We start from the raw sequence: 23,431 nt of genomic DNA on the forward strand, positions 1-23,431 counted from the left end.
TAAAACACTATGGCAGATAAACACAACCATCAGCATACCCAAGCTATTTTTGGCAAAAACACGGAGTTATACTTTTCAATGTTGTCCGGTTTGTTTCTGGCAATTGGATTTAGCTTGGATACATGGGCTAATTTAGAAACCTATTTACATCTAATTTGTTATATAATATCTTACGGTTTTGGTGGCTATTTCATTACGCAAGAAGCTATTCAAAAAATTGGCAAAGGTCTTTTTGAAATTGATTTTCTAATGATTGTCGCAGCTATAGGTGCTGCTTATATTGGAAGTTGGGCAGAAGGTTCGCTTTTATTATTCCTATTTAGTTTAGGACATGCTCTCGAGCATTACGCCATGAACAAAGCCGAAAAATCTATAAAGGCTTTAGGAAATTTATCAGCGAAAACCGCTTTGTTAAAGAATGGAAATTCATTAAAAGAAATTCCCATTGAAGATTTAGAAATAGGCGACACTATTGTTGTGCAACCACATACTAAAATTGCAGCCGATGGTGTTATCATTAAAGGTATCAGCAGCATAAACCAAGCACCAATTACTGGCGAAAGCATGCCAGTTGATAAAAGTCCCTTTCCAAGGGATCAAGAAATACCCAACTTTTCTGATATCGATAAAAGTCACATCGTTTTTTCTGGAACCATAAATGGCGATAGCGCATTAGAAGTTCACGTGCTAAAACTAACAAAGGATTCTACTGTTTCTCGACTCATTAGTTTGGTGAATGATGTAGAAACGCAGAAATCGCCAACACAAAGGCGCACCAAAAAATTCGAAAAAATATATGTGCCAATCGTTATTCTTTTAGTGACTGTTTTATGTTTTGCATTTTTAGTAATTGATGAATCTTTTGAAACCAGTTTATATCGTGCCATTACGGTATTGGTAGCTGCCAGTCCTTGTGCTTTAGCCATTTCAACACCAAGTGCCGTTTTAAGTGGTATTGCACGCGCGGCCCAACGAGGCGTTTTAATAAAAGGTGGTAAAGCATTGGAGGATTTAGGAAGTGTTACAACCATTGCTTTTGATAAAACGGGGACATTAACCGAAGGTAAGCCGAGTTTAAAACAGGTGGTTGCTTTTAATGATTTTGACAAAAAAGAATTGCTACAATTACTTTATGAAGTGGAACGCTTGAGTAATCATCCATTAGCAAAAGCAATTGCAAAAGCTATAAAAGAACAAGAGCAATTAGCAGCTGCTAATTTAGCCTCTAACATTAGTGCTATTCAAGGGAAAGGTATTGAAGCCCTTTATAAAAACCAACCAGTTTACATTGGTAATACCCGTTTAATGACCGATCAGCAATTTACCATTCCTAAAGCCGTTGAAATGCAATTTAATCAACAGTTGGAAGCTGGCGAAACCGTGATGCTTGTTGGTTATCAAAATCAGATCATTGGTTTAGTAAGTGTTATGGATGTTCCAAGAAAAACGGCAGCAAACACCCTACTTCGGCTTAAAAAAATTGGCATTAAAAATATGATTATGCTTACTGGTGATCATGAAAGTGTTGGAAAAGCCATTGCCAAACAAATTGGCTTGACTGAAAGTCGCGGTAATTTATTGCCTGAAGATAAGGTAGATGCCATGCGTTTATTAATAGAACGCGATGGGAAAGTCGCCATGGTTGGCGATGGTGTAAACGACGCACCCGCTATGGCATTAAGTACAGTAAGTATTGCTATGGGAGCAGCCGGAAGCGATGTCGCTCTAGAAACAGCTGATGTGGCTTTAATGTCCGACAAATTAGAAATGTTACCCTTTGCTATTGGATTAAGTCGTGCGTCCAAACGTATTATAAATCAAAATATTTTTATCAGTTTGGGTGTGGTTGCCATTCTGGTGCCAGTAACCATATTAGGACTAACCAATATTGGACTTGCGGTATTATTTCATGAAGGCTCTACGGTTGTGGTTGTTATAAATGCCTTGCGTTTGTTGGCTTATAAGGAGGATTAAATGTGTACTAATCTTTATAATATTTTATTTTACGTGTCCAAATATATAGGGGTTCATCGTTTACTATTTTGGTAATGGCAGTCCAGTTTCCTTTTTTGTCGAATTTGTATTTGTAGTTAATATTATAAACTTCATCTACAATTGATTTTACGATAAAGTTATCTGAATTATAAAAAATTTGAATCGATTTGTTGCGCAAAGAATCCATTGAGCGAAGCTGTCTTTGATAAACTATAAAACCACTTTTATTGTATTCAAATAACGTACGATTGTGTTTTGATGAGTCATTAGGATATGGATAAACGATTTCTTCAACTAACCTGTTTTCATTATCATATTTGAAAGCATATTTTGAATAGACACGATCTTCCGAGGTATTATAATTTAACTGATGTGTTTTATTCCCGTTTTTATCATAATCAAACTTTTTCAATATAGAAATTGATTTAGTAGTATGAATTTCAGTATTATCCTCATTTATCCAATTAGGAGTATAATTTTTAATTATTCTAACAACGTTTCCATTTTGATCCAGCACATTTTCAATAGAATTTGGCTCACCATCTTCATCTATACTTATGGTCTTAATAACTATACCATTAACATTTCTAATATAATACCAATGCACAAATTCATTTGGTTCCCAACTATTGTAATAACTGGATGCAATTAATTTTCCTTTCTTATTATAATGCAACTTTCTAACACTGTATTCATCATCAAAATAGACTTCTTTCTCCTCAATTAGGTTTTTATTATTATCGTATTTAAAATAAAAGCGTCTTTCAGTGACACCAGATATATCAAACCACTCCTCATATATTTTTAAACCATCTGTGTTGAATTCTCTAGAGCAATTAATATGACTCTCATGCATATTTCTTAAAAAATTTGACAAGCTTTTACTTCTATAAATAGATGTGTTTCTGAAAATATTTCCATAATTCTCATTGGATTTTTTTAACATTTTTCTATTTACTAATTGAATATCTTCCCTAACAGATTTAGGATTACCATAAATGGTATCCATATTTTGTTGAGAATAGCTAGAAACAAAAAATAAAATAAAAACAATTGTGTAAAAAAACTTCATAAAAGCAAATATCGGTTTGATGTTGAAATATCTAAAATTCATAAAATTATAAAAAACAATAATGCGTGAACACCGCTTTTGGGTTAGTGAAAACAAAAACTCCCAAGCAAAATGCTTGGGAGTTTTTAAAGTTCGTTATTTAAAATACTTTAAAGACACCTGTTTTTACAGGTGTTGGTTACATTTTCATTAACCACTCTTTAACGTCTACTTCTTTTTTAATAATATCGCGTAAATCGGAAATCTTAACACGACTTTGCTCCATAGTATCCCGATGACGAATAGTTACCGTTTGGTCCTCCAACGTGTCATGGTCTACTGTAATACAAAATGGAGTACCGTTGGCATCTTGACGTCTGTAGCGGCGTCCTACAGCATCTTTTTCGTCATAATCCATATTGAAATCCCATTTCAAATCATCAAAAATTTGACGCGCAATTTCTGGTAAACCATCTTTCTTCACCAATGGTAAAATAGCTGCTTTTACCGGCGCTAAAACTGCTGGTAATTTTAAAACGGTTCGGGTTGTGTTGTTTTCTAGTTCTTCTTCAACTAAAGAATTGGAGAATACCGCTAAAAACATACGGTCTAAACCAATGGATGTTTCTAAAACGTATGGTGTATAACTCGCATTATCTTCATGATCAAAATACTGTAATTTTTTACCTGAAAATTCTTCGTGTTGTTTTAAATCGAAATCCGTACGAGAGTGAATACCTTCCAATTCTTTAAATCCGAAAGGGAATTTAAATTCAATATCCGTTGCAGCATCCGCATAATGCGCTAATTTTTCATGATCGTGAAAACGGTAGTTATCGGCTCCCATACCTAATGACAAATGCCATTTCATACGTGTTTCTTTCCAGTACTCAAACCATTCCATTTGTGTTCCTGGCTTAATGAAAAATTGCATTTCCATTTGTTCAAATTCACGCATTCTAAAAATGAATTGCCTTGCTACAATTTCATTTCTAAACGCTTTTCCAGTTTGGGCAATTCCAAACGGAATTTTCATACGACCCGATTTTTGAACATTTAAAAAGTTGACAAAAATTCCTTGTGCCGTTTCAGGACGTAAATATAAATCCATAGCATGTTCTGCCGATGCACCAAGTTTAGTTCCAAACATCAGATTAAATTGCTTAACGTCTGTCCAGTTTTTAGAACCTGTAAGTGGATCCGCAATTTCCAATTCTTCAATTAGTGCTTTAACATCTACCAAATCTTCAGCTTCTAAAGACTTCCCCATTCGCGTTAAAATGGTCTGAATCTTTTCAAAATAACCAACTACTCTTGGATTGGTACTTATAAATTCTTCTTTATTAAAAGCATCACCAAAGCGTTTTTCAGCTTTTGCAACTTCTTTATCTATTTTTGATTCAATTTTTGCGCAATAATCTTCAATTAAAACATCGGCACGATAGCGTTTTTTAGAATCTTTGTTATCTATTAACGGATCATTAAACGCATCTACGTGTCCAGAGGCTTTCCATGTGGTTGGATGCATAAAAATGGAGGCGTCTATACCTACAATATTATCATGCATTTGTACCATGGCTTTCCACCAGTATTCGCGGATGTTCTTTTTAAGTTCTGCGCCATTTTGTGCGTAATCGTATACTGCACTTAGTCCGTCGTAGATTTCACTACTTTGGAATACGTAACCATACTCTTTTGCGTGAGAGATTACTTTCTTGAATTGATCGTCATTGTTTGCCATAGTGCAAAAATAGAAAACCGCTTCAACTAAATGAGCGGTTTTATGAAAAAAATAATAGGTTAATTAATTTAGTTTAATTTTTGAAGAACCAAGCACTTTATTATCATGAAAAACGGAAATTAAATAATCCCCTTTTTTTAGTGACTTTTCTTGATTAACATTAATTTTAGCACAAACAGCAATGTCATCATTCATATAATTAATAGCCGTTCTTCCGCTGTACGCAAGTATTTCTTGTCCAAATTCCATGACACCTCTACTAGACACAATAGTATTATCTGGGCCAATAATTTGAACATACAATTCTTTATTTCCTTTGGATGAAAATTCGTTTTTTAATACCGTAAAGCAAACTTCCATATTATCAGCTTGACGTGCTTTGGTCGTTTCTACGTTATATTCCAATGGATTGGTAATTATAGCTTTAACTTTTAGGTTATCGAGCGTTAGAGTTGAAATTCTATCAACAAAAGCCGTAAGTTCTAAATTTTGTTCTGTTAATGCTGCTATAGCTACCTGACTAGATTCCAATTTTAAGCTATTGGTTTTAGAAGCTTCATTTAAGGCTTCATTTTTATCTAAAAGGCGTGCAATTTTATTGAATAGTATTTTGCGCTCTTCAATGAGTGTAGCAATATCATCTTTATACTTTGTAATTAAAGGATAATCCGTTTTTACCAAGTTCAAAGAATCTAAAGTTGTTTCCAATTTAGATTTTGAAAGCTGCAACTGTGCTGTTAACTCGTTATTATCAACACGCTGAAAGTCATGAAGTTTCATCATATTAGACAACTCACTCTGAACAAGTTTAATTTCTTGTTCCATGAATTCCTCTTGACTTTTTAATGTTTTGTAACTCGTTAAACCATACGACCCTAATACAACAATGGCTATTACCAACGATCCAATAATTAATTTGTAGTTAAATAATTGAGGGTTAACTATCATCTTAATTAAATTATGGGAGCAAATCTAAAATTAAAGATTGAAAATCAACTTTTTAATCGATAAACAGAAAATAAACTTGTTAAAGTTCTTGTTTAAGTAACAAATTGTTATGCCTTGATAAAACATTGTAATATATTTAGAATTAAATAATTAGTTTGTTTCATTCATTACTCGCTTTATTCTTTCCTAAAGTTTGTTATAGTTGCAATGGTTTGTTGCACGATAATGAACAATATGCTTGTACAGCTTGTAGGCACGATTTTCCAGTTACCAATTTTCATTTTAATCGGGATGATACCGTATTAAAGGTTTTCTATGGCCGCTTACCCATTGAAACTGCTACGGCCCTATTGCGTTTTGAAAAGAAAGGAATTACCCAAAATTTACTTCACAACTTAAAATATAAAGGTTTTGAGGAAATAGGCGTTTTTTTAGGAGGCTGGCTTGGAGGTGAACTTCAAAGCCTTGCTGAATACCAAAATATTGATATAGTCATTCCGGTTCCATTACATAAAAACAAACTTCGGAAACGCGGTTATAATCAAGTCGCTAAATTTGGTCAGGAATTAGCTAAAAGTTTACAAGCAGAGTACGTGGATGATGTTCTCGTAAAAGTTTCCAACACGAGCTCGCAGGTTACTAAAAACAGATTAACGCGTTGGTTATATAATGTAGAGGTTTTTAACGTTATAAATGCTCATAAAATTCAAAACAAACACATCCTTTTGGTAGACGACATTATAACCACAGGTGCCACCATGGAGGCTTGTGGAACTGTGTTATTAAAAAATGCGCAAGTTCGAATTAGCATTGCTACCATGGCAATAGCATAATGGATGTTTCGTTAATGATAAATATGTTGTTTATTTGCAAATAAAGAAAAGTAGGTATGCGTCAAGCGTTTTCTCAAATAATAATAGTTGTTTTAGTCGCTTTAGTAATTGCTAGTTGTGCCAATCGCGGTACTCCAAGTGGTGGCATAAAGGATATAATACCACCAAAAATTACCAAATCAGAACCTGAAAATTACACGACCAATTTCACAGGGAATGAAATAAAGATTTATTTCGACGAGTATGTCAAAATTAAAAATGTCTCCAAACAGCTTATTATTTCGCCTCCAATGGATCCTGCACCAGATATTATTCCGCTTTCTAGTGCTAGCAAGTATATAAAAATTACTATTAAAGATACATTAGCGCCAAATACAACTTACGCGTTTAACTTTGGAAATAGTATTGTAGATAACAATGAAGAAAATCCATATCCATTTTATAAATACGTGTTTTCAACAGGGAATTACATTGATTCACTTTCTGTAAAAGGAATTATTGTAGATGCTACTTTAAGAAAACCTGACGATTATATCTCGGTCATGTTATACGAAGCAGATTCTACTTTTACAGACTCTATCGTTTTCAAGCAAAACCAAAGATACGTTACCAACACACTAGATAGTGCCACGACTTTTTCTCTAGAAAACTTAAAAGCCGGTAAATACAAACTGATAGCACTAAAAGATAATAACCAAGATTATAAATTTCAGCCTCAAACAGACAAAATAGCTTTTCATGAAGAATTTATAAACGTTCCTGTGGATTCCACGACGGCCTTTACTTTAAAATTATTTTCAGAAGATTTAGAACCAAAAATTATAAGACCTCGTTTAGTTTCTGGCGAAAAAATTGTTTTCCCTTATGAAGGCGATTATGAAAACATGCAAATTAAAACGATTGAAACCGTCCCTAATAATTTTGAATCTCGTATTACTAAAGATGCAAAAGCCGATTCTTTATATTACTGGTATAAACCACGACTACAAGCAGATTCACTTCAACTTAATGTTAGCAATTTAAATTACAATCAAAATTTTAATGTAAAAATAAGCGAGCAGAAACGGGACACCATGAATATTCAAGTCGAACCAAAAAGCCTTTTAAATTTTAATGATGAGTTTAAAATCACCAATGTTGTTCCTTTTACCAAATTTGAAAAAAGTAAAGTAACCATTTTGGATAAAGATTCGATTGCGGTTGATTATAACGTCAAGTTAGATTCGTTAACCAATAGCTATATTTTGAATTTTGAGAAAAAAGAAAGTGAAAAATACCAAATTCAATTATTGCCGGAGGCTATAACGGACTTTTTTGATAATAAAAACGATACATTAAACTATCAATTAAACACAAAAACGTATTCAGATTATGGGAATGCTCGTGTAATTTTACAAAACGCTACTTACCCTATTATTGCACAAATTACTGATGATAAAGGCGAAGTTATAGCCGAACAATATAGTGAAAAACCCGAGCCTATTGATTTTAGACATTTAAAACCGGGTATTTTCTATTTACGTGTTATTTATGATACCAATAAGAATAAAAAATACGATACTGGAAACTACCTTAAAAATACACAACCAGAACGCGTTAGCTATTATAAAGACAAACTAGATATTCGTTCCAATTTCGATAATATCTACACGTTTACATTATTTTAAATTGATCCCTATCGTTTAGGAATTTCAATTTATTTCTATAACGATTAATGTGGGTTTTATCTAAAGTTATAACCTCAATATGATCCTTATGAGGTCTGATAGGTGTAATATTATTTCCTAACACGTCATACACTGCTGAATGGCCTGAATATTCATTTTGGGCGTCATCCTCACCAATCCGATTTACTCCAATACAGTAACACATGTTTTCTATAGCACGTGCTTTTAATAGAGCATCCCAAGCAGCAACACGTGGTTTTGGCCAATTTGCCACATAAATTAAAGCATCGTAATCCGTTGTATTTCTAGCCCAAACGGGAAAGCGTAAATCATAACAAATTTGTAAGCAAATATTCCAATCTTTATAATTCACAATAACTTTTTCTTGCCCAGCCGTAAACACCTTGTCCTCGCCAACTAGGGTAAATGAATGACGTTTATCATAGGTTGTAATAGCACCATCAGGAAATGCAAAAACCATCCGATTATAAAATTTGTTGTTTTCTTCAATAACAAGACTTCCGGTAATGGCAGCTCCCGATTCCGCCGCTTGCTTCTGCATCCATCTTACGGATTTTCCATCCATACTTTCAGCAACTGCTTGTGCGTTCATGGTGAATCCTGTTGTAAACATTTCCGGAAGCACAATTACATCCACGGGTTGTTTAATACTTTGGATTTTTGTTTCAAAATGTCCTCTATTTGCTTTCGGATCTTCCCAAACTAAATGTGTTTGGATAATGGCTAGGTTCAATTCGTTACACATGTATTATAGTTTATTTAATGCCTTATCAGCTTTTTTCATTTGATTAGACAACTTATTTAATCTTTTTGTCCATTTTGCTTCCTCGTTAGGCGATAAATCTCCCTTCTTGCGAAGTCTATTATATTTTTTTTGAGCAGTATCTAAATTATTTTTAGCTTTTATATAATTCTTACGCGCTTTGGCTTCTGCCTTTAACTTTTTATCTAATGCTTTGGCTTGTTTTTCAGCCTTTCTAGCTTCTTTCTGGACCTTTTCAGCCCGGATCCTAGCTTCTTTTAAAGCTCTTTGCTGTGAAGCTACTTCGGCTTCAGTCTCTAATTTTTTATTTAATTTTGTTACAATGTGGTCTTTTTCTTCAGCCGAAATTTTATCGGTCACCTCTTTTCCTTGATGATAAAACGTGTTTCCTTTTACTTCATATTTTTTTCCAGAATCTGTAATTATCTCATGTTTTGCCCCACAAGAACTTGCGCCAATCAACACAACCAAACACCATGTTTTTAAATATTTCATAACTTCTAATTTTTACATTAAAGGTTACACAATTTATGTTCAGTTTTACATTTCGAGTTACTTATTTATAAATAGTTTAACATATCATAATTTGTTTAAAATATCAGCTGCTTTTTTAAGAGTTTCGTCGGTTTTTGCAAAACAAAATCGCAGCACCTTATCATCTTTATTTTCCAAATTAAAAACGGATAACGGAATGGATGCTAAACCGTTTTCGACTGTTAATTTTTTGGCAAAGTCCACATCATGTTCATTCGTAATTTCAGCATAACCAAGCACCTGAAAATAAGTTCCTTGAGCAGGTTTAAACCTAAAATTAGAATCCGCAATGAGATTTAAAAAATAGTCGCGTTTTTCCTGATAGAAATCGGCTAATTGCAAATAATAATTGGGTTCTTTTAAATAATCTGCCAATCCTTTTTGCATGGCGCTATTTACAGAAAAAACATTAAACTGATGCACTTTTTGAAATTCTTCCATCAATTGTTTTGGCGCACAGCAATACCCCATTTTCCAACCTGTATTGTGAAATGTTTTCCCAAACGAAGCCACAATAAAACTGCGCTGTTTTAAACCTGAAAACAAACAGACACTTTGGTGTTTTAAACCATCAAAAATCATGTGCTCATACACCTCATCACTCAATACCAAAATATTAGTGCCTTCGGTTAAAGCTTGTAGTTTCAACATATCACCTTTAGTCAAAACCGTTCCACTTGGATTGTGCGGCGTGTTAATGATAATCATTTTTGTTTTGTCGGAAATTTGGTGTTTTACCTCATCCCAATTTATAGAATAACCAGGAGTTACCAATTGAATAGCAACAGGTTTTCCGCCATTAATTGTAATTGCAGGTTCGTAACAATCATAAGCAGGTTTAAAAATAAGCACCTCATCACCTGCATGAATAAAGGCAGAAATAATAGTGTAAATAGCTTGGGTTGCTCCTGCTGTAACCGTTATTTCAGTTTCAGGATTATAACTGGTGTTATAAAGTAATTCGAATTTTTTAGAGATAGCTTCTCGCAATTCTAAATTCCCAGCCATTGGTGCATATTGATTAAAACCGGAATTCATAGCCTGACTGACTAAATCAATCAACTTCTGATCGCTTTTAAAATTTGGAAAGCCTTGTGATAGATTTATTGCACCATGTGTATGAGCTAAAGCACTCATCACGGAAAAAATACTGGTCTCAACCTGCGGAAGTTTGGAAATATGTCTCATACTTGTAAATATAATAAGTTATGTGTTAACTTCTCCATTCATACCCATTATAAATCGGGACACTAAAAATGCCTGAATAAGGGAAGTAATAATGCAGAAGTAAAATAAGTAACCATAACTTTTTTATCTTTGAGGAATTCAAAATTTTTATACTATGAAATTAATTAGATTATTAGTTCTCTTTATTGTTTTTCAAGCATCAGCACAGCAAGGTGGTATGTGGATTCCTTCGCTTTTAGAAGGTATGAATGAAGACGAAATGACTGCTTTAGGCAGCAAATTAACTGCTAAAGACATTTATGATGTTAACAACTCCAGCCTTAAGGATGCTATTGGCCATTTTAATGGTGGTTGTACAAGCGAAGTGATTTCGGATCAAGGATTAATTCTAACCAATCACCATTGTGGATTTGGACAGATTCAATCGCATTCATCTTTAGAAAACGATTATTTAAAAGATGGTTTTTGGGCTATGAATCTGGAGGACGAATTACCAAATGATGGTCTTTATATTGAATTTATAGTACGTATTGAAGACGTGACAACGCAAGCACTAGACGGCGTAACGGATGCCATGACTGAAAGAGAAAAACAATCTACTATTGATAAAAACACCAATACATTACAAACTAAAGTGACTAAAGAGGCTTGGCAAGACACCAAAGTAAAGTCGTTTTACAAAGGAAATCAGTATTTTCTATTTGTAACGGAACGCTTTAATGACGTGCGTTTAGTTGGCGCACCTCCAACCAGCATTGGCAAATTTGGTAGTGATACTGATAACTGGGTGTTCCCAAGACATACAGGTGATTTTGCTTTATTCAGAATTTATGCTGATAAAGATAATCGTCCAGCCGAATACAGTAAAGACAACGTACCTTACAAACCAAAACACCACTTACCAATTTCTTTAGATGGTGTTGAAGAAGGCGATTTCACTATGGTTTTCGGTTTCCCTGGAACAACGGATGAATATTTACCAGCTGTAGCTATTGAACATATTACCCAAGAATTTAATCCGAGTAATATTGCTATACGTGAAGCGTCCTTAAAAGTAATTGATGCTGAAATGAAAGTGAATGATGATGTTCGGATAAAATATGCCTCTAAACAAGCACGTATTGCGAACGCTTGGAAAAAGTGGATTGGTGAAAATTTAGGTATTAAAAAGAGTAATGCCATTGCCGAACGTCGTGATTTTGAAGCAACCTTTACCAAAGCATTAAAAGAAAAAGGGCTAGAAGAAAAATACGGTCATATTCTACCAGATTTTGACAGGTTATATAAAGATTTTGCAGAGGTAAATATTAAACGCAGAAATTTTATTGAAGTGTTTTTGGTGACTAATGAGTTAATGACCATGACGTTTAGAGCTTACCAAGTGGAGCAATCCTTACAACGCGATCCAGAAAGTATGGATAAAAATCGTGCTTATATAACAGGTGTTTTAGAAGGAATTCATAAAAATTACGATGTAAAAGTAGACAAAGGTGTGTTTGAGAATGTGATGCCTTTTTATTCAGATAATGTAAACGCTTCCATTTATGACACGACGGCATTTACGAATTTAGATTCGGCATTAGCACTTTTTGAAGGTTCGGCAGATGATGTGATTAAAAAATTAAATAACGATGCCGCTTACAGCTATGCGAAACCGCTTATTGATGATTTTTTCAATAACCTGAATCCAGAATTCCAACAAAAAAACGATCCCATTACAGCGCTTCAAACGGAATACATGACGGCGCTTATGAAAGCTTTACCTAACGAACGCTACTTTCCAGATGCTAACGGAACATTGCGTGTTACCTATGGTCAAGTTAATGGTTATTCGCCAAGAGATGCCGTGTATTATAGTCCTGTGAGTTATTTAGATGGTGTGATTGAAAAGTATATTCCTGGCGATTATGAGTTTGATGTACCACAAAAACTTATCGATTTATACGAGGCAAAAGATTACGGTCAATATGCTGATAGTAATGGAAAAGTACCCGTTTGCTTTTTAGGAACCAACCACACAACTGGTGGAAATTCTGGAAGTCCAGCTATTGATGCTCATGGAAATTTAGTGGGTTTAAATTTTGATCGCGTTTGGGAAGGTACCATGAGTGATATGAATTACGATCCAGAAATTTGCCGAAATATTATGGTCGATTTACGCTACGTTTTATTCATCGTTGATAAATATGCTGGTGCCAAACATTTAATTGATGAAATGACTTTGGTTCATCCAAAAAGTGGAAAAAGTAAGTCTAAAAACAAGAAAAAACGTAAGAACTAATTTGTTCAAATAAATAAAAAGTAAAGCCTTACAATCCTGAAATAATGGAATTGTGAGGCTTTTTTAGTATCTGAAAAAAATAAAATAGACCTAACAGGTTTCAAAAATCTGTCAGGTCTTTCACATTAAATAATTTCCATTTTCTTCAATAAAAAACTCGCATTCATATTCTGGCAAATGCCTTTTTTAAATTTATAATCGAACAAGAGCTCGTCATTAATAATTTGCGCATCGAAATAGTAGTTTTTTACGGGCTCTAGTTCGGTTTCAATCGTGCATAAACTTAAGTCGTGAGTCGCAATAATCCCCGTGGCATTGGAAGCTACTAATTTCTCAACAAACTTTTTAGAACCAATGGCTTTATCAGTAGAATTGGTTCCTTTTAAAATTTCATCTAGAATAATAAAATACGGTTCCTCTTGAATAGCGTCTACAATAAATTTTAAGCGTGTTAATTCGGAAAAGAAATAACTACTATCATCCGTTAGCGAATCGCTGGTACGCATGCTTGTAATTAACTTAATGGGTTGGTAATTGCTTGACGCAGCACAAACTGGTAAACCCACATTTGCCATAACAATATGTAAGGAAACCGTTCTTAAAAACGTACTCTTCCCTGCCATATTAGCACCAGTTACAATTAAAAACTCCTGGTTGTTTATGGTTAAATCACTAGCAACCCGTTTTTTCGCATCTAATAAAGGATGTCCTAAATGTTTTGCTTCAATGGTGGTTTCTTTAGTAACAATATTTGGAAATACATAATCTGGATGATTAAACCCATAATTCCCTAAACTATTATAGGCATCGAAAAAAGAAACCACTTCAAACCAATGTGCAACCGTTTCATGGTATTGGGCAATCCACTGCTCTACTTTATAACTATTTTTTAAATCGATTAGCAAAAAACCATTCCCTAAAAGTGCGGAGATAAAATTATTCCGATTATCTAAGGCATCTAAATGTTTGGAGAACTTGGCAAAAATTTCGGATGCTTTTTGATGTTTTAATTGAATCTGTTCTTGCTTATCTTTTAATAACCTAGAGGTAAATGTTTCCTGTTCTATCTGATTTAAAAGCGTTGCATACTGTCTAAAAGTGTCTTTTACTTTATCCGTATTACTAGCCAGATTGTTTATTTTCTTTAAGTAAACTCCTGTAATGGTTAGTCCTAAAAGCAACCATAATAACACAAAAATAGGTGCAATAACTTGAAGTACGGCAAGTCCTACAATTGCCAAAGAAGCTACGGTAAATACCAAGGGAAACCATGCCATCATTTTTGGTAGAAATATCTGGTGACTTTTTAACCACTCAATGATTTTTACAGCTGGTGTTTCCACATGAATCAACGATGCAACACCCGAAAAATGCTGACGCCAATCTGGTTTATCGGCTAATTCTTTGATGGCTTCTTGTCGAGATTTGACGTTGTCAATATCATTGGCATTTAAAGCGTTTGCAAGTGTTTTAGCACCTTCCTTAATAGAAGTTCTATTTATAAATTGAAAGAAGGACCCTTTCCCAAACAAATCGATATCTAAACTATAAAAGTGTGTTGGATTTTGAAACTCTAATCCATCTAATCGCTCATGAAAATTACCCGTAGCTATAGCCAATTCATCTTCATTTATAGTCACTAAAGCTTTATGAAGGTTACGTTGGTATTTAATGTCGGTATATTTAGCAAGTGTAAAAATAAAGACTGAAGCCCCTACAACTCCTACTCCTAAAGCAACTTGCCAATTTTGAAACGTAAGATAAACGCCTAATACCGTTCCTAAAAAAATACCCAAACGCAACATGCTAAATGTAAAAAGCTTTTTATTAAACGTTTTTACAGCGGTTTGATAGTTTTCTAATTGTTTATTGTAATACGCGTTTGGTTGGTGTTTCATAGAAAAAATTAAACTTTTAGAATGTCATAGCATCTATAAGATAAAACATACTAATAATGCTTTCTACAGCATTTTTATAAAATTCTGGATGGATGTTTTCATAAACGTCTGTTGGCTGGTGGTAATCTTCATGATCTTCTACACCAAAATACAAAAACGGAATCTTTTTTAAATGAAAAGGCGCGTGATCCGAAGCAAACATCCAGTTTTGTTTTCCATCTGTTCCATCATGTCCAGCAATAACTGTTACACCTTCCGTTATTTTACGATCTGTATAAGCCGTTTCCAAGTGCGAATGGCTTTTAATTCCGGTAACATATAATTCTTGGTTTTCATTGCGCGATACCATATCCATATTGATATTAAGGATAATAGAGGTTATTGGTACAATTGAATTATCTACAAAGTATTTAGACCCTTGAAGCCCCAATTCTTCGGCATCAAAAAAGGCTAAAATTACAGAGTGTTTTGGTGGATTATTTTTAAAAGATTCCGCAAAAGCAAATAAGGCACTAACTCCAGATGCATCATCATCTGCGCCATTATAAATTTGGCCATTTTTAATCCCTTCATGATCATAATGCGCCGTTAATACAATATATTTATCAGGATATTCCGTTCCTTTTATAGATCCAAGAATATTGACGCCATTATAGGATTTATTTCGACTCTCGAATGTAAAAGGCTGTTCAAGATTTGGAACTAAAGGTATAACTTCAAGTAATTCTAATTGCTTAATGATATACGCTTTTGCTTTGGTTGCTCCAGCTGTCCCCGTTCGTCTGCCTTCATAAGCATCAGATGATAATTCCTTAACATGATGGAGTAGATTGTCAGAATTAAAACTATAAGGTTGATTTATTTGCCCTGAAGACCTACAGGAATACAGTAAAACAAAGGCGGTTAACAGAATAAAATTAATGCGAGTCATTAGTATAAATTATAAGTATAAAGAAACAAAAAAATCCCAAGATTAAACTTGGGATTTTTTTGTTTTAATTAAAAATTTTTATCCTTTTAAACTTGCTTTTAAATACTCACGATTCATACGTGCAATATTCTCTAATGAAATTCCTTTAGGACATTCCACTTCACAGGCTCCGGTATTGGTACAGTTACCAAAACCTTCTTCATCCATTTGCTTAACCATGTTTAAAACACGATCTGTTGCTTCAATTTTACCTTGAGGTAATAAAGCAAACTGCGATACTTTAGCTCCCACAAATAACATAGCCGATGAGTTTTTACAGCTCGCTACACAGGCGCCACAACCAATACAAGTGGCTGAATCGAATGCGGTATCGGCATCGTGCTTGTTAACAGGAATAGCATTAGCATCAATGGTGTTTCCGGAGGTATTTACGGAAATAAATCCACCTGCATGTTGAATCCGATCAAAAGCAGACCTGTCAACCACTAGATCCTTAATTACAGGAAATGCTGTTGCTCTAAATGGTTCAATAACAATGGTGTCGCCATCTTTAAACATACGCATATGTAATTGACACGTAGTTACACCACGATCTGGACCATGGGCTTCCCCATTAATATATAATGAACACATTCCGCAAATTCCTTCACGACAATCGTGATCAAATTCTACAGGCTCATCACCTTTATTAATTAGACCTTCATTTAATACGTCTAACATTTCTAGGAAAGACATATCTGGAGAAATATCACTAATTGGATATTCAACCAATTTTCCTTTATCGTTAGCGTTTTTCTGACGCCATATTTTTAACGTTAAATTCATAGCTTTCCTTCTTATTTATAACTTCTTTCTTTCACTTCAATATTTTCGAAAACCAAATCTTCCTTGTGTAACAAAGCGTCTTTTGGTTCACCTTTATACTCCCAAGCTGAAACGTATTGGAATTCCTTTCTACGTTGTGCTTCACCTTCTTCGGTTTGATATTCTTCTCTAAAGTGTCCACCGGCAGATTCTTCACGTAAAAGCGCATCTTTAGCAAACAACTCACCTAGTTCTAGGAAATCGGCAACACGTAATGCTTTTGCAAGTTCTTCATTAAACTCTTCATTGGTTCCTGGTACACGAACATCCTTCCAGAATTCTTTACGCAGCTCCGCAATCTCTACAATAGCAGATTTTAAATCTTCTGCATTACGCGCCATACCACATTTGTTCCACATAATTTTTCCTAAACGTTTGTGGAAATGGTCAACAGAATGCGTTCCGTTATTATTAATTAAGTGTTCAATATTATCACGAACACTTTTTTCAGCTTCATCAAATGCTGCTGAATTTGTAGGAATTGGGCCTGTTCTAATATCATCCGCTAAATAATCACCTATTGTATAAGGTAATACAAAATAACCATCTGCTAAACCTTGCATTAATGCCGAGGCACCAAGTCTATTAGCACCGTGGTCCGAAAAGTTTGCTTCTCCAATAGCATATAATCCTGGTACGGTAGTTTGCAAATTATAATCTACCCAAATACCTCCCATGGTATAGTGAACGGCTGGATAAATCATCATTGGTGATTCGTATGGATTTTGATCAACAATTTTCTCATACATCTGAAACAAGTTACCATACTTGTTTTTCACTACTTCTTGCCCTAATTTTTTAACAAGTGCATCATCATTTTCATCTAATCCTTTTACGTGGGCTTGCTCTTTTCCGTAGCGCATAAATGCAGATGCGAAATCTAAATAAACCGCTTCGCCCGTAGCATTTACACCATAACCAGCATCGCAACGCTCTTTAGCGGCACGCGATGCAACATCACGAGGCACTAAATTACCAAAGGCTGGATAACGGCGTTCTAAATAATAATCACGATCGGCTTCTTCCAATTGTGTTGGTTTTAATTTTCCAGCACGAATAGCTTCAACGTCTTTTTTATGTTTTGGAACCCAAATACGTCCATCGTTTCGTAACGATTCGGACATTAGGGTTAATTTTGATTGATGATCTCCAGAAACAGGAATACAAGTTGGGTGAATTTGTGTGTAACATGGATTAGCAAAGTAAGCACCACGTTTATGAGCTTTCCAGGCGGCCGTTACATTAGAACCCATGGCGTTTGTAGATAAAAAGAATACGTTTCCATATCCACCAGTTCCTAAAACAACTGCGTGTGCTGAATGACGTTCTATTTCACCTGTAACCAAATTACGAGCAATAATACCACGTGCTTTTCCGTCTACAATAACAACGTCTAACATTTCATGGCGACTGTACATTTTTACTTTACCACGACCAATTTGACGATTTAATGCCGAATAAGCGCCTAATAGTAATTGCTGACCTGTTTGACCAGCTGCATAAAATGTTCTGGAAACTAATACACCACCAAATGACCGGTTATCTAATAATCCACCATACTCACGTGCAAAAGGAACACCTTGTGCCACACATTGGTCAATAATATTAGCAGATACTTCAGCTAAACGATATACGTTAGCTTCACGCGAACGGTAATCCCCACCTTTAACCGTATCATAAAATAAACGGTAGGTTGAATCACCATCACCTTGATAATTTTTAGCGGCATTAATTCCGCCTTGTGCTGCTATAGAATGCGCACGTCTGGCAGAATCTTGAAAGCAAAAAGCTTTTACGTTATAACCCAATTCCGCTAACGTTGCCGCTGCTGAACCTCCAGCTAATCCAGTACCTACAACAATAACGTCTATTAAACGCTTGTTTGCTGGGTTAACCAGATTGATTGAGTTTTTATGATTAGTCCATTTATCTTTAAGTGGACCTTTTGGTATTTTAGAATCTAAAGCCATATTAGATATATTTTTTAATGATTTAGGTGATGAAATAGCGCAATAAAAATAAATCCTAATGGAATACCTATTGCATATACTTTTGCAAAACCTTTTAATCCTCGTGTGTATTTGTTATTTGCTCCAATGGATTGGAATGCGGACATAAAACCATGCAATAAATGCAGTGCTAAAAACACAAACGCTAAACAGTAAGCTGCAACACGTAGTGGGTTTTCAAATTTATGAACCAATTCTTCGTAGTATCTAAATCCTTCGCCATCGGCTAATAATCCAGACATATCTCCTTGGATATACTTGGTGTTAATTTCTGGAAACCAAAAATCGATAAAGTGAAGCACAATAAAAGCCAAAATAGCAGCTCCACTCCAAATCATGTTTCTACTCATCCATGATGAATTGGCGTTGCCATTATTTTTAGCATAACTAATTTTTCTAGCACTATTGTTTTTTATTTCTAGCACAAATCCCATTATAAAATGGAACATAACACCGAAAATTAAAATAGGTTGAAAAAGATACTGCACTAACCAGAAGGTTCCCATGAAGTGAGACACATCATTAAACGTATCAGGACTGAATACTGATAAGAGGTTTATAGCAAAATGCTGTAGTAAAAAAATCATTAGGAAGAGTGCCGAAAGTGCCATGGCAAATTTTCTTCCAATCGAAGAATTCAAAATTCCGCTCATTGTTGAAGTTTAATATTTATCAAACAAAGATACGTTTCAAATCAGTTTTAGACAAAATACAGACATTTATATTATCTATTTAGAATGATTTTAAACAGAAAAGCAAACCCGTTCAACTAATACTGTCAAACGGGTTTAATATTTGTTAAAGCTTAATGCTAATCAATCATTGGAATCAAGCCACGTACACCCATATCCACTAACTGCTCTCCAGCTTCCGGTTCATATTTGCCATCGGCTGTAATTTCGGTCCACTCGAAACTATTATTTACAGAAAATGATAAGGTGACAACGACATCTTCGGTTTCATTTCCAGTAATGTTTAGTCCATTTTCAAATTTGCCTGTCACCACACAAGAACCCTGCGGAATTGGTGAGGAATCAAATAACGGATTTGGAACTGTTGTTGCTCCAGGTGGAGCCTGACCTTGAGATGTAAAACCTAAAGCTTCAAAAGCCCAAAAGCCTTGAAGTTTATTAGCATTAACCGGAAAAGTAACACCATTAAATGTTAAGTCTGGAATATATGTATTATACCCAACAAAACTTGCTAATGTTCCCGAATACTCATTTCCATCAGCCGCTAAAAAATTAATAGCGCCTTCTTGATATGCTAAAGATACGCGTACCCAACTATAACTACCTGCTGCAATTTCACTTAACGGAATGGTTACAAACGTTTCATTACTTCCGGCAAATTTAGCCTGACTGAAATCTATAGCTTTTTCACCTCCTAAATTCGTTGATGGCCCGTCGTAAACGATGGCTCCTTCTCCTAATAAGGTATTTGCTGTAGGTGCTAATTCAATATAATTTGAACTCATCCTTGCAAAATTTGGCGATTGTGCCGCATTTCCATTTGGAATAGTTGCTGGCTGACCCAAATTATTCAAGCGAATTTGATTTGGATCAAATTTGAATTTAATAACCAAATTGGCTTCTTCAGGTGCAGGATTTCTTATAGGCTCGTTTATAGATTCATTACTACAGGAAGTAATTCCTAGAAGAACGATGCACATAATTAGATTTAAAATTTTCATAATTTAATATTTGGGGTTAATAACGTAAACTTAATAAAAAAAGTATGTTTACTGTATGCTTACTTAACTTCAAAATCCACAATTTCCCCTGATACTTGAACACTATAAAGACCTTTTGGCAGGTAGTATGTATCGTTTTGCGCTTTCGGAATAGTTAAATCCGATTGTTGCTTCATCAGTGCTTTTCTGCCTTTTTCGGTTATCGACAAATCATAAGAAACATAATTGAAGCCGGCATCCAAATAAGCAGTTATACTATTTAGTAAATCGTTGTTTGCTGAACGAATTTCAATAGTGTGTTTTCCGGCATCCTTCACATAAACTTTAATACTAGTTTCTGGCACATAAGGCTCTAAATATTGACTCCAAGAACTTCCCCATCGTGAGGAATAACGCATAGATTCCATAGGAAATACCGTTACATTTTTAGCTAATAAAGCAGCATTCACTTTTTGAAGCGGCTCAACATTGGCGGTATATAAACTACGGCCATGAGTTCCTAATATTAAATCGTTAGCATCTGGGTGAATAACTAAATCATGTACAGCAACAGCTGGCAAACCATTTGAAAAGGCTTCCCAATAATCACCTTGATTAAAGGACACATAAACGCCATTATCAGTCCCGACATATAAAATGTTTTCGTTTTTTGGATCTTCCTTAATCACATTTACAGGAGCCATAGGCATATTGGAAGCGATAGCTTTCCAAGTTTTTCCATAGTCATTTGACATATATATATAAGTGCTAAAGTCATCCCAGCGATAACCATTGAGTGCTACATAAACGCGTTCCTTTTTATGTTGAGATGCAATTACGCGTGACACCCATAAATCCTTTGGAAAACTATTAGAAATCAATTCCCAAGAACCACCAGCATTTTTAGATACCTGTACTAAACCATCATCACTTCCAGTATATAGTAATCCGAAATTAAATGGCGATTCACTAATACTGGACAAGGTTCCATAGGCAACATTTCCTTTTTTACCGCCATTGGTTAAATCGGGGCTAATGGCTTGCCAAGTGTCACCTTGATTCATGGAACGCATGAGTTTATTGCCGCCCAAATACAAGATATCCTGATTATGTGGCGACAACAAGATTGGCGTTTGCCAATTAAAACGATAGGGGGTTTCGCCTAATTCATGCTTTGGCTGAATGTATTTTCGTTCGTTAGTTTTTCTGTTTATTCTGTAATAATTACCAAATTGATACCCTGTAAAAACGATATTAGAATTTCTACTATCTATTTGAATTTGCATACCGTCGCCACCCATAAGTTCTTCCCATGCATATTGCCCACTTTGATGCCAACCTTTGCTTTCTCTAGCATTATGAGGACCAACCCAAACCCCATTATCCTGCATGCCACCATAAATATGGTAAGGTTTTTCGTTATCGACATTAATAGCATAAAATTGTCCAACGGCATTCACATTTAGTTTTTCCCAGTTTTCACCATCGTCATAACTGATATTTAATCCTCCATCATTCCCATCAATTAAATGACCTGATTTTTTAGGATTAATCCACAACGCTTGATGGTCAGCATGGACATTTTCGCGACTGATAGATGTGAATGTTTTCCCACCATCTTTCGATTTTAAAATGGGAACCCCTAAAACATAAATCCCATTTGCATCTTGGGGATCCACACGAATTTCACCAAAATAGTAACCATAACTAAAGTACAAACCTTCTAAATAATCGTCATGTGTTTTTTTCCAAGATTTTCCCCCATCTGTACTTTTGTAAACCTCAGCACCAATTACTGGCGTATCAAATAACATAGCATTGGCATCCTCTAAATAATGCGCTAAATCTATGGGTTTTACGGTCCCAGTCCGTACGAGTTGCTTCACATTATCTGCGCGATATTTTTCTTGAAAACCATTGGTTTTTAAATAATTATTCAGCTTTTTATCATCTATATCTAGTAGCTGATTTACGGTCATGGTTTTAAAGTCTTCCTTTGTTAAGCCACGTATTTCGCTTTTTCCTTTTGAATCCGATCTGTGAAATTGGCTATCGTGCAAGGCGTAAATTATGTTTTCATTAAAAACAGCTAGCCCTATTCTACCAACACCAATTCCCGTAGGAAAACCGCTAGCTTCAGTTGATATTTTTTGCCATGTATTTCCTGCATCTTCACTTTTATAAATTGCGGAATTAGCACCATTTCCTGAAAAATTCCATGCTTTTCGGTCTCGTGTCCAAGAAGAAGCATATAGGGTATTGAAATTATTTGGCTCCTGTTGCACATCTATTATACCACTAGAGTCATCTACAAACAAGGTCTGTTTCCATGTTTTACCACCATCCAAAGTTTTATAGATTCCGCGTTCGTTATTAGACGAATATAAGTGACCTGTGGCGCCAACAATAACAGTATTTGGATTATCAGGATTTATTAAAATCCGACCAATATGATGCGAATCTGGCAATCCAACATGCTCCCATGTTTTGCCATTATCAATAGATTTTAAAACACCAATTCCTGCATAGCTAGAACGCGACGAATTATTTTCGCCTGTACCAACCCAAATAGTTCTAGTCGGCCAATGCACAGCAATATCACCTACATTTTGTGTATGGGCCGAATCTAAAATTGGCACAAAAGACGCACCGTTATTTACAGTATGCCAAACACCTCCGGAAGCATACGCCACATAAAACTCGATGGGGTTTTCGGGATTCACATCTAAATCCGTTACACGACCACTCATTACCGCAGGTCCAATATTAGTAAATGGGATATTTTTAACGCGCGATTGTTGCATTAAAACGTGTTTCAGTTCTAATGATTTTTCTATTAAAGTAGAAGGTGTTGCAGGTTGTTGGCTAAAGGCAGTTGCAACCATTAAAACAAAGCCATAATTGATTAGCTGAAGGCATTTCATAAAAAAAGGAGTGCTTAATTGAATAAAATTGAAAATTAAACATAAAGCAACTAGCATCAAAATTTGGTGTTAAAATTAACCAAAAGTGATGTGATATTTTTCTTAACTATC

General features: G+C 34.9%; 17 protein-coding genes. 4 read left to right on the forward strand and 13 right to left on the reverse strand.

Translation table 11 applies throughout. The annotated features are described in order from the left end of the window. The first annotated feature begins 9 nt into the window (after nucleotides 1-9). Nucleotides 10-1,974: a heavy metal translocating P-type ATPase gene (locus ACFPH8_RS01435; RefSeq protein ID WP_376858166.1), complete on the forward strand. Its 1,965-nt coding sequence runs from the start codon at nucleotides 10-12 to the stop codon at nucleotides 1,972-1,974. Between the two features lie 7 nt (nucleotides 1,975-1,981). Here ACFPH8_RS01435 and ACFPH8_RS01440 read toward each other — a convergent pair whose 3' ends face one another. The 3 genes from ACFPH8_RS01440 to ACFPH8_RS01450 form a co-directional block, all read right to left on the reverse strand. Next, a complete protein-coding gene (locus ACFPH8_RS01440; RefSeq protein ID WP_376858167.1) occupies nucleotides 1,982-3,004 on the reverse strand; it encodes a hypothetical protein in 1,023 nt (340 codons plus the stop codon). Nucleotides 3,005-3,245: 241 nt separating this feature from the next. Next, entirely contained in the window at nucleotides 3,246-4,787 is a 1,542-nt protein-coding gene (locus ACFPH8_RS01445) for a glycine--tRNA ligase (protein ID WP_376858168.1), read from the reverse strand. Nucleotides 4,788-4,850: 63 nt separating this feature from the next. After that, complete coding sequence (locus ACFPH8_RS01450) at nucleotides 4,851-5,735, reverse strand: hypothetical protein (protein WP_376858169.1); 885 nt, start codon at nucleotides 5,733-5,735, stop codon at nucleotides 4,851-4,853. A 155-nt stretch (nucleotides 5,736-5,890) separates the two neighbouring features. On the opposite strand from ACFPH8_RS01450, the gene ACFPH8_RS01455 reads away from it, so the two are divergent. Together ACFPH8_RS01455 and ACFPH8_RS01460 are read left to right on the forward strand one after the other, a co-directional pair. Further along, on the forward strand, nucleotides 5,891-6,568 hold the full coding sequence (locus tag ACFPH8_RS01455; RefSeq protein WP_376858170.1) for a ComF family protein: 678 nt from the start codon (nucleotides 5,891-5,893) through the stop codon (nucleotides 6,566-6,568). A 56-nt stretch (nucleotides 6,569-6,624) separates the two neighbouring features. Beyond that, on the forward strand, nucleotides 6,625-8,235 hold the full coding sequence (locus tag ACFPH8_RS01460) for an Ig-like domain-containing domain (RefSeq protein WP_376858171.1): 1,611 nt from the start codon (nucleotides 6,625-6,627) through the stop codon (nucleotides 8,233-8,235). On the opposite strand, the gene ACFPH8_RS01465 is transcribed toward ACFPH8_RS01460, so the two are convergent. From ACFPH8_RS01465 to ACFPH8_RS01475, 3 genes are all read right to left on the reverse strand, one after another. Then, nucleotides 8,222-9,001, reverse strand: a complete 780-nt coding sequence (locus ACFPH8_RS01465; RefSeq protein ID WP_376858172.1) for an amidohydrolase — start codon at nucleotides 8,999-9,001, stop codon at nucleotides 8,222-8,224. The genes ACFPH8_RS01460 and ACFPH8_RS01465 overlap by 14 nt on opposite strands. Nucleotides 9,002-9,004: 3 nt before the next feature. Beyond that, complete coding sequence (locus tag ACFPH8_RS01470; RefSeq protein WP_376858173.1) at nucleotides 9,005-9,514, reverse strand: hypothetical protein; 510 nt, start codon at nucleotides 9,512-9,514, stop codon at nucleotides 9,005-9,007. A gap of 84 nt (nucleotides 9,515-9,598) precedes the next feature. Continuing rightward, nucleotides 9,599-10,741, reverse strand: coding sequence for a methionine aminotransferase (locus tag ACFPH8_RS01475; RefSeq protein WP_376858174.1), 1,143 nt, complete (start codon nucleotides 10,739-10,741; stop codon nucleotides 9,599-9,601). Between the two features lie 154 nt (nucleotides 10,742-10,895). On the opposite strand from ACFPH8_RS01475, the gene ACFPH8_RS01480 reads away from it, so the two are divergent. Beyond that, nucleotides 10,896-13,022, forward strand: coding sequence for a S46 family peptidase (locus ACFPH8_RS01480; protein ID WP_376858175.1), 2,127 nt, complete (start codon nucleotides 10,896-10,898; stop codon nucleotides 13,020-13,022). Between the two features lie 125 nt (nucleotides 13,023-13,147). Here ACFPH8_RS01480 and ACFPH8_RS01485 read toward each other — a convergent pair whose 3' ends face one another. The 7 genes from ACFPH8_RS01485 to ACFPH8_RS01515 all read right to left on the reverse strand — a co-directional run bounded on the left by ACFPH8_RS01485 (nucleotide 13,148) and on the right by ACFPH8_RS01515 (nucleotide 23,320). Further along, a complete protein-coding gene (locus ACFPH8_RS01485) occupies nucleotides 13,148-14,920 on the reverse strand; it encodes a MutS-related protein (protein WP_376858176.1) in 1,773 nt (590 codons plus the stop codon). Between the two features lie 16 nt (nucleotides 14,921-14,936). Continuing rightward, complete coding sequence (locus ACFPH8_RS01490; protein WP_376858177.1) at nucleotides 14,937-15,851, reverse strand: M20/M25/M40 family metallo-hydrolase; 915 nt, start codon at nucleotides 15,849-15,851, stop codon at nucleotides 14,937-14,939. Between the two features lie 78 nt (nucleotides 15,852-15,929). Continuing rightward, nucleotides 15,930-16,676, reverse strand: coding sequence for a succinate dehydrogenase/fumarate reductase iron-sulfur subunit (locus ACFPH8_RS01495; protein ID WP_248396413.1), 747 nt, complete (start codon nucleotides 16,674-16,676; stop codon nucleotides 15,930-15,932). Between the two features lie 11 nt (nucleotides 16,677-16,687). Beyond that, nucleotides 16,688-18,685, reverse strand: coding sequence for a fumarate reductase/succinate dehydrogenase flavoprotein subunit (locus ACFPH8_RS01500; RefSeq protein WP_376858178.1), 1,998 nt, complete (start codon nucleotides 18,683-18,685; stop codon nucleotides 16,688-16,690). 14 nt (nucleotides 18,686-18,699) lie between these two features. After that, the gene (locus ACFPH8_RS01505; RefSeq protein ID WP_376858179.1) at nucleotides 18,700-19,377 is read right to left on the reverse strand and encodes a succinate dehydrogenase cytochrome b subunit; all 678 of its coding nucleotides are present in this window, start codon (nucleotides 19,375-19,377) and stop codon (nucleotides 18,700-18,702) included. A 158-nt stretch (nucleotides 19,378-19,535) separates the two neighbouring features. Next, nucleotides 19,536-20,417, reverse strand: a complete 882-nt coding sequence (locus ACFPH8_RS01510) for a hypothetical protein (RefSeq protein WP_376858180.1) — start codon at nucleotides 20,415-20,417, stop codon at nucleotides 19,536-19,538. Nucleotides 20,418-20,476: 59 nt separating this feature from the next. Then, nucleotides 20,477-23,320 (reverse strand): VPS10 domain-containing protein, encoded by a 2,844-nt coding sequence (locus ACFPH8_RS01515; RefSeq protein WP_376858181.1) that lies wholly within the window; start codon nucleotides 23,318-23,320, stop codon nucleotides 20,477-20,479. Nucleotides 23,321-23,431: the final 111 nt, after the last annotated feature.

The organism is Bizionia hallyeonensis (assembly GCF_042657385.1).
GTDB lineage: Bacteria > Bacteroidota > Bacteroidia > Flavobacteriales > Flavobacteriaceae > Algorimicrobium > Algorimicrobium hallyeonense.

What these genes read in the sequence shown, in the direction of transcription:
- ACFPH8_RS01435 (WP_376858166.1), top strand. Translation starts at nt 10, where the DNA reads ATGGCAGATAAACACAACCATCAGCATACCCAAGCTATTTTTGGCAAA.
- ACFPH8_RS01440 (WP_376858167.1), bottom strand. Translation starts at nt 3,004, where the DNA reads ATGGATACCATTTATGGTAATCCTAAATCTGTTAGGGAAGATATTCAA.
- ACFPH8_RS01445 (WP_376858168.1), bottom strand. Translation starts at nt 4,787, where the DNA reads ATGGCAAACAATGACGATCAATTCAAGAAAGTAATCTCTCACGCAAAA.
- ACFPH8_RS01450 (WP_376858169.1), bottom strand. Translation starts at nt 5,735, where the DNA reads ATGATAGTTAACCCTCAATTATTTAACTACAAATTAATTATTGGATCG.
- ACFPH8_RS01460 (WP_376858171.1), top strand. Translation starts at nt 6,625, where the DNA reads ATGCGTCAAGCGTTTTCTCAAATAATAATAGTTGTTTTAGTCGCTTTA.
- ACFPH8_RS01465 (WP_376858172.1), bottom strand. Translation starts at nt 9,001, where the DNA reads ATGTGTAACGAATTGAACCTAGCCATTATCCAAACACATTTAGTTTGG.
- ACFPH8_RS01470 (WP_376858173.1), bottom strand. Translation starts at nt 9,514, where the DNA reads ATGAAATATTTAAAAACATGGTGTTTGGTTGTGTTGATTGGCGCAAGT.
- ACFPH8_RS01475 (WP_376858174.1), bottom strand. Translation starts at nt 10,741, where the DNA reads ATGAGACATATTTCCAAACTTCCGCAGGTTGAGACCAGTATTTTTTCC.
- ACFPH8_RS01480 (WP_376858175.1), top strand. Translation starts at nt 10,896, where the DNA reads ATGAAATTAATTAGATTATTAGTTCTCTTTATTGTTTTTCAAGCATCA.
- ACFPH8_RS01485 (WP_376858176.1), bottom strand. Translation starts at nt 14,920, where the DNA reads ATGAAACACCAACCAAACGCGTATTACAATAAACAATTAGAAAACTAT.
- ACFPH8_RS01490 (WP_376858177.1), bottom strand. Translation starts at nt 15,851, where the DNA reads ATGACTCGCATTAATTTTATTCTGTTAACCGCCTTTGTTTTACTGTAT.
- ACFPH8_RS01495 (WP_248396413.1), bottom strand. Translation starts at nt 16,676, where the DNA reads ATGAATTTAACGTTAAAAATATGGCGTCAGAAAAACGCTAACGATAAA.
- ACFPH8_RS01500 (WP_376858178.1), bottom strand. Translation starts at nt 18,685, where the DNA reads ATGGCTTTAGATTCTAAAATACCAAAAGGTCCACTTAAAGATAAATGG.
- ACFPH8_RS01505 (WP_376858179.1), bottom strand. Translation starts at nt 19,377, where the DNA reads ATGAGCGGAATTTTGAATTCTTCGATTGGAAGAAAATTTGCCATGGCA.
- ACFPH8_RS01510 (WP_376858180.1), bottom strand. Translation starts at nt 20,417, where the DNA reads ATGAAAATTTTAAATCTAATTATGTGCATCGTTCTTCTAGGAATTACT.
- ACFPH8_RS01515 (WP_376858181.1), bottom strand. Translation starts at nt 23,320, where the DNA reads ATGAAATGCCTTCAGCTAATCAATTATGGCTTTGTTTTAATGGTTGCA.